7 protein-coding genes are annotated in these 10007 nt (G+C 64.9%); 3 read left to right on the top strand and 4 right to left on the bottom strand.

Annotated features, from left to right (window positions below):
- Positions 1–488 precede the first annotated feature (488 nt).
- From ABF990_RS10455 to ABF990_RS10445, 3 genes are read left to right on the top strand one after another with little or no spacing between them, the layout of a single operon-like run.
- Positions 489–2639 carry a transketolase-like TK C-terminal-containing protein gene (locus ABF990_RS10455; protein WP_415500411.1) on the top strand — a complete coding sequence of 717 codons (2151 nt, stop codon included), beginning with the start codon at positions 489–491 and terminating at the stop codon, positions 2637–2639.
- 25 nt (positions 2640–2664) lie between these two features.
- The gene (gene gap, locus ABF990_RS10450) at positions 2665–3687 is read left to right on the top strand and encodes a type I glyceraldehyde-3-phosphate dehydrogenase (protein WP_415500412.1); all 1023 of its coding nucleotides are present in this window, start codon (positions 2665–2667) and stop codon (positions 3685–3687) included.
- Entirely contained in the window at positions 3687–4913 is a 1227-nt protein-coding gene (locus tag ABF990_RS10445) for a phosphoglycerate kinase (RefSeq protein WP_415491370.1), read from the top strand. Before gap ends, ABF990_RS10445 begins: the two co-directional genes overlap by 1 nt.
- A 458-nt stretch (positions 4914–5371) precedes the next feature.
- On the opposite strand, the gene ABF990_RS10440 is transcribed toward ABF990_RS10445, so the two are convergent.
- The 4 genes from ABF990_RS10440 to sdhA form a co-directional block, all read right to left on the bottom strand.
- On the bottom strand, positions 5372–6295 hold the full coding sequence (locus ABF990_RS10440) for a DMT family transporter (RefSeq protein ID WP_415500413.1): 924 nt from the start codon (positions 6293–6295) through the stop codon (positions 5372–5374).
- A gap of 31 nt (positions 6296–6326) precedes the next feature.
- Positions 6327–6989 (bottom strand): protein tyrosine phosphatase, encoded by a 663-nt coding sequence (locus ABF990_RS10435; RefSeq protein WP_415491372.1) that lies wholly within the window; start codon positions 6987–6989, stop codon positions 6327–6329.
- A gap of 357 nt (positions 6990–7346) precedes the next feature.
- On the bottom strand, positions 7347–8129 hold the full coding sequence (locus ABF990_RS10430) for a succinate dehydrogenase iron-sulfur subunit (protein ID WP_415500414.1): 783 nt from the start codon (positions 8127–8129) through the stop codon (positions 7347–7349).
- 24 nt (positions 8130–8153) lie between these two features.
- Positions 8154–9965: a succinate dehydrogenase flavoprotein subunit gene (sdhA, locus tag ABF990_RS10425; protein WP_415491374.1), complete on the bottom strand. Its 1812-nt coding sequence runs from the start codon at positions 9963–9965 to the stop codon at positions 8154–8156.
- Positions 9966–10007 lie beyond the last annotated feature (42 nt).

Raw genomic sequence — 10007 nt, 5'->3', positions numbered from 1 at the left:
GTGCCGGGGGCGGGGGCGGCACATACGGCCTGGGCCGCACGCCCGCATTCGGGTTGAAGGTTTTCTGGTCGACCAGCTTGCAGCCTGCCACGCCCACGACAAGGCAAAGACCCAGAATACCGCGCAGCGCCGCCCGTTTTCGCACATATGGAAAGACAGACAGCATAGGCTGGCGATTCTCCGTTTTCGTCTGCGGCGTTCCCGCCCGGCACCCTGGCGGGCATGAAAGCAGGCCCGGACACGGGCCAGAGGTTTTTTCTTCTTTCGCGCCACTGGACGGCGGACGCAAGCCCCGCGCCCATGCCGGAGCCGAATAAACGCGGCATACGCTTGCGCCGCACGCCCCTGCCGCCGCCCGGCACCGCGCCAGTCCGGGGCGTTCCTGCCCGTTGCAACCCTTGCCCGGCGCAAAAGGGTGCTGCTTAATAACGGTCGGCACCGCGCTGGTTTGTCAGCGCAAAGCCATGCAGGAATCGATACCGAGCCGAATGCCCGCGTTCACGGCACCAGACCCGTCGCCCCGGCCACCCGCCCCACAGGACAGCCTGAACCCGCAGGACGCCCTGACCCTGCGGCTGGACAGGGCCGCCCGCGAAAACCTTGCCCAAAACCCGCAGGGCAACGCCCATCTGCCCGAACTGGCAACATTATGCCTGCCCGTCACCGCCCTGTGGTGCCGCGTGCTGCGCCACGACCCCACAGCCCCCGACTGGCCGGACCGTGACCGCTTTGTCGTGCCCTCCCTCGCATTGCAGCCTTTGCTGCACGCCATGCTGCGCCTGACCGGGGCCATAGGGCCAGGCATGGACGCCATGCCCGAATTTGGCGCCCACCCGGCAGTCGAGGTCGCCCCCGGCCCCGCCGGGCAGGGGGTGGCGGCGGCGGCGGGCATGGCCCTGGCCGAACAGATTCTGGCCCGCAGGCATGGCCGGTCCCTGGTCAACCACCGGGTGTGGGTCATGGCGCGCGATACCGATCTGCTGACCGGCGTGGCACTTGAGGCCGCGCAGCTTGCCGGGCGGTTCGGGCTGAACAGGCTGACCGTTCTCGTCAGCCCCGGCTCCCAGACGGACACGGCGGAATTTTCGGATTCGCTGGACCGCTTTTCCGCCTCGGGCTGGAGCGTGCGCTCGGTGAACGCCCATAACCTGAACGCGGTCAGCGCCGCCCTGAACGCCGCCACGCGCGCCAGAAAGCCCACGCTGATCGCCTGCATGCCCACCCGTACCGCACCCGCCATGCCCGGAAGCGCACCCCCCGCCACCGTGGCGGAAGAAGAACAGGTCGGCCCCTGGAGCCCGACCGCACGGCGCGGTGCGTCGCTGCGCCGGTCGTGGCTGCGCCGTCTGGCGCGCCACCGTGGCCGCGACACGTTCGAGCGCGAAGTCGCGGCCATTCCCCCACCGCTGCTGACCGAGGACTGGCTGCGCCTGTGGCGGCAGGCGCTGCATACCCTGCCGGCCAAATCGTCGCAGCAGGCGGCGCTGGCGGGGCTGCATGCGCTGGAAGCCGTGCGGCCCGAACTGGGCGTTCTGGCCGCGTCTTCCGGGTCCGGCACGGGGCGCGCGCACCGGCACACTGCCCAGAACGCTACCCAGCATGCCGCCCACAACGCTGCCCGGAACACCCCCGCGCCATGGCCATGCGGCCTGCAGGAACACGGCATGGCGGGCATGCTCAACGGCATGGCCCTGCATGGCGGGGTTCTGCCATGCGGGGTGGCGGGCATGATTACCATAGACCGCATGCGCTCGGCCCTGCGCATGGCCGCCCTCATGCGCCGCAAGGTGCTGTACCTGCTGACCGATGACGGCCTGGCCCTGAGCGACGGCGGGGCGGGCTGGCAGCCGGTTGAACAACTGGCCAGCCTGCGCGCCATGCCGCATCTGGCGGTATTCCGCCCCGCCTTTGCCGAGGAAACCTTTGCCTGCTGGCAGGCTGCCCTGGACTGGGTGGAAGGCCCGGCCGTGCTCGTGCTCTGCCCGCATGAAGAACCCCGGCCACCAGCCCCGCAGCCTTCCACCCCGCAGGTGCCCGCGCCACACGGACCACCGCCGCAGACACCCTCCGCCGCCGGGCAGACACCACCGCGCGGCGAATCCGCCCCCCTGGCGCAGCCGGAGCTGCCCACCGAGCCCGGCCCCACCATGCGCGCGGCAGGGCCAGGCCGTTTCGGCACCGCGGCCCATGGCGGCTACCTGCTGTGCGGAGACGGCACGCGCGATGTCACCCTTATGGCCACAGGCCCCGAGGTCGGCATTGCCCTGCACGCCCGGACCCTGCTGGCCGCGCGCGGGTTGCGCGTGGCGGTGGCCTCCATCCCCTGCTGGGAGGCATTTTCACGCCAGACACCCGCCTACCGCATGGCTGTTCTGGGCGATACGGGTTTGCGTGTCGGGATCGAAGCCGCCAACAGTTTCGGGTGGGAACGCTGGCTCGGACAAAACGGGATTTTCATCGGCATGGACGATTTTGGCATATCCGCTCCCGCGAACGCGGTGTATGAACGCTTTGGCATTACAGCCGAGGCTGTCTGCGCCAAAGTGCTGGAGCGCCTGGCGTTATCCACCCCCGCCGAGGAGCCCCAAACCCCGACGCCGACCCTGCCCCGGTCAAAGACCGGACCCCGGAACAAATAAAAAAGACAAAACGGAGAAAAAACCCATGGCAGTCAAAATCGCGATCAATGGCTTTGGCCGTATCGGCCGTCTGGTTCTGCGCGGCATTATCGAAAGCGGGCGCACGGATGTGGTGCCGGTCGCCATCAACGACCTGGGCAGTGTTGAAGACAACGCCCACCTGCTCAAATACGACAGTGTGCATGGCCGCCTGGCGGGCGATGTGCGGGTGGAAGGCAACAAGCTCATCATTACCGCGCATGGCCGCACATGGAATCCGATCACGGTTTCCGCCGAGCGCGACCCCTCACGCGTGCCGTTCGAGGGCGTTGACGTGGCCATGGAATGCACGGGCCTGTTCACCTCGCGCGAAAAGGCGGCCCAGCTTCTGGCCGCGGGTGCGCGCAAGGTCATTGTCTCGGCCCCCGCGACCGATGTGGACGCGACCATCGTGTTCGGCGTCAACCAGTCCGTCCTGACCAAGGACATGACCGTCATTTCCAACGCGTCGTGCACCACCAACTGTCTGGCTCCCGTAGCCAAGGTCATGGAAGACACGTTCGGCATCGAGCGTGGCTACATGGTCACCATCCATTCCTACACCGGCGACCAGCGCACGGTAGACACGCTGCACAAGGACCTGCGCCGCGCGCGCGCCGCCGGGCTGAACATGATCCCGACCTCCACCGGGGCCGCGCGCGCCGTGGGGCTGGTGCTGCCGCACCTGAAAGGCAAGCTGGACGGCACGGCCATTCGCGTGCCCACGGCCAATGTTTCTGTCGTGTCCCTCGACTTCGTGCCCCGCAAAGTTCCCGCAAGCGTGGAAGAGGTCAACAACGCCATCAAGGCCGTGGTCGATGCCGGCACCATGCAGCACGCCCTGGCCTATTGTGACGAACCTCTGGTCAGCTCCGACTTCAACCACGCCATTGCGTCATCCTCCTTCGATGCCACGCAGACCGCGCTGGTCGATGGCGGCAAGCTGGTGCGCGTCTGTTCGTGGTACGACAATGAATGGGGTTTCTCGAACCGCATGTCCGACACGGCCGCCCTGTTTGGAGCCCTGTAATGGCAATCACCCTTCCCTTCGCGACACTTGACAGCCTTGACCCCAGGGGCAAGCGCGTGCTGGTGCGTGTGGACCTGAACGTGCCCGTGCAGAACGGGCAGGTCAGCGACCAGACCCGGATCGAGCGGATTGTGCCCACCATCCGCGAACTGGCGGACAAGGGCGGGCGGGTGATCCTGCTCAGCCATTTCGACCGGCCCAAGGGCAAGGTGGTGCCCGACCTGTCGCTACAGCCCATTGCCACCGCACTGGCCACCGCACTGGGCCGCCCGGTCAGCTTCGTGCATGACTGCGTAGGCGATGAAGTGGAAGCCGCCACCCGGTCCCTGACCGATGGCGAGGTTCTGCTGCTTGAGAACACCCGTTTCCAGCCGGGGGAGGAGAAAAACGACCCCGACATGGCCGCGGCCCTCGCACGGCTGGGCGATGTTTATGTGAACGATGCGTTTTCGGCAGCACACCGTGCCCATGCCTCCACCGCCGGGGTTGCCACCCACCTGCCCTCCTTCGGGGGGCGGTTGATGGAAGCCGAGCTGGAGGCCCTGTACGCGGCGCTGGAAAACCCCGAACGCCCGGTTGGCGCCATTATTGGCGGGTCCAAGATTTCCACCAAGCTGCAACTGCTTGAAAACATGCTGGAAAAAGTGGACATGCTGGCCATTGGCGGCGCCATGGCCAACACGTTCCTTGCCGCCCAGGGGTTGAATGTCGGCAAGTCTCTCAAGGAAGAGGACATGTTCGAGACCGCGCGCAGGATCATGGACGAGGCCAAGGCCCGCAACTGTGACCTTGTGCTGCCGGTGGATGTCGTGGTCGCGTCGGACTTCATGGCGGGGGCTCCCACCCGGGTCGTGCCGGTTACGGCCATTCCCGATGGGTGGATGGCGCTGGATGTGGGGCCGGATACGGTCAAGCTGCTCAACGGCAAGCTGACATCGCTGAAAACACTGGTGTGGAACGGCCCGCTGGGCGTGTTCGAACTCCCCCCCTTCGACGAAGGCACCAACGCCGTCGCGCAGGAAGCCGGACGGCTGACAGCGGCTGGCGCGCTCAAGACCGTGGCGGGCGGTGGCGATACGGTCTCGGCCCTGCGGCACGCAGGCACGCTGCACGAAATGACTTATGTCTCCACCGCCGGTGGGGCGTTCCTGGAATGGCTTGAAGGCAAGGTTCTGCCGGGCCTGACCGCCATCAGCACCACGCTGGAACGCACCCTGCCGATCTGACGACCTGTAAAACCCGCCGTGCTGGTGCCGTGCCCCATGGGCAAGCCCGCACGGCGGGGGTCACAGGCTGGAACGCCCAGCCTTGCGGGCCGTGCCGGACCTGTAAAACCGGCCTGCCCGGCTTGAACGCCGGATTGAACCCGGGCTTGACCCCCACCCGAATACGGGGTCGATCAAGCTGCGGCACACGGCCCAAACCCCTACCAAACCAGTCGTGTTTTACTGCCCCACCGGCAGACCATGCACGGCCACGCACACCACGCATGGCGTCATGTGTGGCGGAAAGCGGAGTGCTTAGAGGCTGTTTCGAAAGTCGGCGGCAGAGGGCTGGCGAGGGATTTTTTGGCCTGAAAAGGCGGATTTGAAGCCACGATGCGGGGCATCGGGGCAAGAATCCAACGTATTCAGGCCGGAAAAGACCCGCTCAGACCGACCCGACTGACTTTTGAAACAGCCTCTTAAGGCTCTGCGGGGGACAGGGGCATGGCCACAGGGCGGGGGCGTCCGTAAAGCTGCATCAGCACCACCCCGGCCAGCACTACCGCACCACCCAGCAGGGTCCGCAGGCTCGGGACTTCGCCCGCGATCAAAAACGACACCACAAGGGTCGTGGGCGAAAGCAGGTAAAGCAGACCCGATGAATGCGCGACGCCGATCTCGCCCACAACCTTTGCCCATGCGGCATATGCCACTACGGCAGGCACCAGCCCCAGCACGGCCATCAGGAACCATGGCCATACCCCATGGCCGCGCAGTTGCAGCACGGCCTGCGGCAGCCAGGGCAGCAGGGCCACGCCACCCAGCAGCAGGTTCCATGCCGTTGTCGTCAGGGCGCCGTAGCGGGCAATAAGCGGCTTTTGCAGCAGGTAGAACGTGGCCGAACAGAATGCCGCCGCCAGAACATAGGTGGCTCCGGCCCCAAAACTGAACCCGCCGGGCTGGCCGCCCCCAATAATGACCACGCCTGAAAAACTGATGGCCAGGCCCACCCACCCCAGCAGAGAAAGTTTTTCCGCCAGCACCACAACGGCAATCAGGGCGGACAGAAACGGCGAGATATTGAGCAGCAGGCTGGTAGCCCCGGCAGAGACGGTCTGCTCACCTGTGTTGAACAGTATATTGTACACCGCAATGCCAATCACGCCGCACAATGCAAAACGCGGCAGGTCCGCCCGGCGCGGCAGGGTGGGACGTGTGCAGGCAAACCAGATCAGGATAAAAGCCGCGGCAATCCCATAACGGAGCGCGGCCAGCGGTACCGGCGCGAGATATGGCAGAACCATCCTGACCAGCGGATAGGCCAGAGACCACGACAGAAGGGCAAGGCAGACGGCAGGCACCGGCACGGGCCTGTGGGTACGCGCCGTTCGCTCCTGCTCCATGGCTCTGCCTTTTCCCGTCTGTCCGAAAGGGTTATTCGCGCAGCAGAACCCGGTCGTTCAGGAACGAGGACAGGGCGCCGGCCACAAAATCTTTTTTAAGCTGGGTTTCGTCGTATTCGTGGGTCACCCAGTCCAGAAAGGACAGTCGACCCTCAGCCTGCGCCTGATAGCGCAGGAAAAACGCGTCGAGAATGCCCGTGCGCGAACGGCTGAAATGTCCGAACCGCCAGGACAGTTCCTTCAGCGCCTGCCGGGCGGTGCCCCCTTCGAACAGGACCACCAGCCCCGAGGCCAGACCAGCCCTGTCAGCCCCCGACTTGCAGTGCATGAGCATGGGAAACGTCATGCCCTGATACAGCCTGGCAAAACGCAGGATCCGGTCGCGATGGGGCGCGCCCCTGCTCTCGAACGCCATGTCCAGGTGGGTCAGCCCCACATCCCGCGCCGCCTGCCGGGACAGGGCGTCTGACCCGCACTGCCTGTGCCCGCGCAGATTGACCAATGTGCGCAGGCCAAGCATACGCGCTGCCTGGCGCAGGCGGGCCGGTGTCGGGTGGTTGCAGCGGTAGACCTTGCCCGGAATCACGGCATGGAAATTGGTCCAGAACAGGCGAAACACCGCGTGGTCGACAAAGAGACTGTCCGTCCATGCCTTCGTGCGGCCCGAAAAGGAAGAAAGATGGCCGTTAAACACGCAAAGCCCTCATGTCTCTCATGGCATATGTCCCGACATGTTTCATTTCCCGCATGGCGCGTCAATGCCCGGCCTGCGGCCTGCCGCCCCGCGCGGCCAGCGGGCGACCCGACGGCGGACGGCACCAGCCACTGCGGCCGCCACGCAAAACACCCGTGGCAGTCTCCTGTCCGGGGTTTTTTCCAGCACCCGTTCCGGGTTCGGGGCGGGCTGGACCTCGGCGGGAGCCGGCATGGCCCACCCTGCCCGAAGGGTACACACCGGACCGGCCAGCCTCCGGCAGAAACATAAAAAAGCCCGGCATGACCTGCGCCATGCCGGGCTTTGAATGCGATGCCGAAAAGGCCGTCGCGGAACCTAGAGCTTGCGCTCGATCTGGAGTTCCTTGATCCGGCCGATCGCCTTGGCCGGATTCAGACCCTTGGGGCAGGTCTGCGTGCAGTTCATGATGGTGCGGCACGCATAGAGCTTGAACGTATCTTCCAGCTCGTCCAGGCGTTCGCCCGTATGCTCGTCACGGCTGTCGGCAATCCACCGATAGGCGGCCAGCAGCACGGCCGGACCAAGGTAGCGGTCCCCGTTCCACCAGTAGGACGGGCATGACGTGGTGCAGCAGAAGCACAGAATGCACTCCCACATGCCGTCCAGCTTGGCGCGTTCCTCAACGCTCTGGCGGCGTTCGCCATCGGGCGGCGGTGCGCTGTCGGACTGCATCCAGGGCTGGATGGAGCGGAGCTGCGCATAGGCGCCATCGAGGTTGGACACCAGGTCCTTGACGATAGGCATGTGCGGCAGCGGATAGATGCGCACATCCCCTTCGATGCTCTTGATCGGCTTGAGGCACGCAAGCGTGTTCTCGCCATCAATGTTCATGGCGCAGGACCCGCAGATCCCCTCGCGGCAGGACCGCCGGAAGGTCAGGGTGGGGTCCACCTCGTTCTTGATGTAGATAATGGCGTCAAGAACCATGGGCCCGAATGCATCGAGATCCAGTTCATAGACATCAATGACCGGGTTCTTTCCGTCATCCGGGGACCAGCGGTAGATCCGGAATGTCTTGACGTTTTTTGCACCGGCCGGCGCGGGAAAGATCTTGCCTGTCCCGATAGTGCTGTTACGTGGCAGTCTGAGTTCGACCATGTTCGCCTCCCTTTGCCCGGCTGATCAGTAAACGCGCTTTTTGGGCGGGAAGACCTCGACTTCATCGGTCAGGGTCTTCAGATGCACCGGACGGTAGGTCAGCTTCACGCCGCCTTTTTCGTCCAGCCAGGATACGGAATGCTTGAGCCATTCCTTGTCGTCGCGATCGGGGAAGTCGTCGCGCGCATGCGCGCCACGGCTTTCGTGCCGGGCCAGACCGCTTTCCAGCGTGACCGTGGCGTTGGCCAGGAGGTTTTCAAACTCCAGCGCTTCCATCAGATCGCTGTTCCAGATCAGGGATGTGTCGGAAACGGAAATGTCATCCACCCCGCCCCAGATCTCGTGAATCTTGTTCACACCTTCCTGCAGGCTTTCTTCCGTGCGGAACACGGCCGCATGGGTCTGCATGTCGCGCTGGAGGCGTTCACGCATGGCCGAAACCTTGGTGTCGCCCTTGGCGTAACGCAGCTTGTCCAGACGATCGAGCGCGAATTCACCCGCGCCGGCCGGCAGCGGACGGACAAAATCCGCCTTCTTGACGACTTCAGACGCACGGCGCGCGGCCGCGCGGCCAAACACGATCAGATCGAGCAGGGAGTTGGTGCCCAGCCGGTTGGCACCATGCACGGACACGCAGGCCGCTTCACCCACGGCCATCAGGCCGGGCACGACAGCATCGGGGTTATCCGCCGTGGGGCGGACCACTTCGCCGTGAATGTTGGTGGGAATACCGCCCATGTTGTAATGCACGGTCGGCAGCACCGGCACGGGTTCCTTCGTGACATCCACACCCGCGAAAATACGCGACGTTTCAAGAATGCCCGGCAGACGCTCGTGCAGAAGGTCGGACCCCAGATGCTCAAGATGCATCATGATGTGGTCTTTCTTGGGACCGCAGCCCCGCCCTTCCTTGATCTCGATGGTCATGGCGCGCGACACCACGTCGCGCGAGGCGAGGTCCTTGGCCGTGGGGGCATAACGCTCCATGAAGCGCTCGCCCTCGGAATTGGTCAGGTACCCGCCTTCACCACGGCAACCTTCGGTCAGCAGGCAGCCCGCCGGGTAGATGCCGGTGGGGTGGAACTGCACGAATTCCATATCCTGCGTGGGCAGGCCCGCACGCATGACCATGCCGTTGCCGTCGCCCGTGCAGGTATGCGCGGATGTGCAGGACTGGTAGGCGCGGCCGTAACCGCCCGTGGCCAGCACGACCATCTTGGCGTTGAAGCGGTGAATGGTGCCGTCGTCCTGGCACCAGGCCATGACACCGCGACACGCACCTTCGTCATCCATGATGAGATCGATGGCGAAGTATTCGACAAAGAACTCGACATTATGCTTCAGGCACTGCTGGTACAGCGTATGCAGGATGGCGTGGCCGGTACGGTCGGCAGCGGCGCAGGCGCGCGGCACCGGGGCCTTGCCGAAATCGCTCATATGGCCGCCGAAGGGGCGCTGGTAGATCTTGCCTTCTTCCGTGCGGGAGAAGGGCACACCGAAATGTTCAAGTTCCTGCACCGCGGGCACCGCCTCGCGGACCATGAATTCGATGGCGTCCTGGTCACCCAGCCAGTCAGACCCCTTGACGGTGTCGTACATGTGCCAGCGCCAGTTATCCTCGGCCATGTTGCCGAGGGAGGCACCAATACCCCCCTGTGCCGCAACGGTATGGCTCCGGGTCGGGAAAACCTTGGTCACGCACGCGGTGCTCAGACCCGCGGCCCCCATACCCAGTGTGGCGCGCAGGCCTGACCCGCCCGCACCTACAACCACCACGTCATATGCGTGGTCAACAATCCTGTATGCTCCCCTTGAAGGAGAGGAATTGGCATTCATCGTGACGGCGCTCCCATGTGCGTTCGGCCTGTCAGTCGTTCA

It is taken from the genome of Acetobacter sp. (assembly GCF_047723915.1).
Lineage (GTDB): Bacteria > Pseudomonadota > Alphaproteobacteria > Acetobacterales > Acetobacteraceae > Acetobacter.
This window is presented reverse-complemented; position numbering and strand designations above follow the sequence as displayed.

What these genes read in the sequence shown, in the direction of transcription:
- ABF990_RS10430 (WP_415500414.1), bottom strand. Translation starts at nt 8,129, where the DNA reads ATGGTCGAACTCAGACTGCCACGTAACAGCACTATCGGGACAGGCAAG.
- gap (WP_415500412.1), top strand. Translation starts at nt 2,665, where the DNA reads ATGGCAGTCAAAATCGCGATCAATGGCTTTGGCCGTATCGGCCGTCTG.
- ABF990_RS10445 (WP_415491370.1), top strand. Translation starts at nt 3,687, where the DNA reads ATGGCAATCACCCTTCCCTTCGCGACACTTGACAGCCTTGACCCCAGG.
- sdhA (WP_415491374.1), bottom strand. Translation starts at nt 9,965, where the DNA reads ATGAATGCCAATTCCTCTCCTTCAAGGGGAGCATACAGGATTGTTGAC.
- ABF990_RS10455 (WP_415500411.1), top strand. Translation starts at nt 489, where the DNA reads ATGCCCGCGTTCACGGCACCAGACCCGTCGCCCCGGCCACCCGCCCCA.
- ABF990_RS10440 (WP_415500413.1), bottom strand. Translation starts at nt 6,295, where the DNA reads ATGGAGCAGGAGCGAACGGCGCGTACCCACAGGCCCGTGCCGGTGCCT.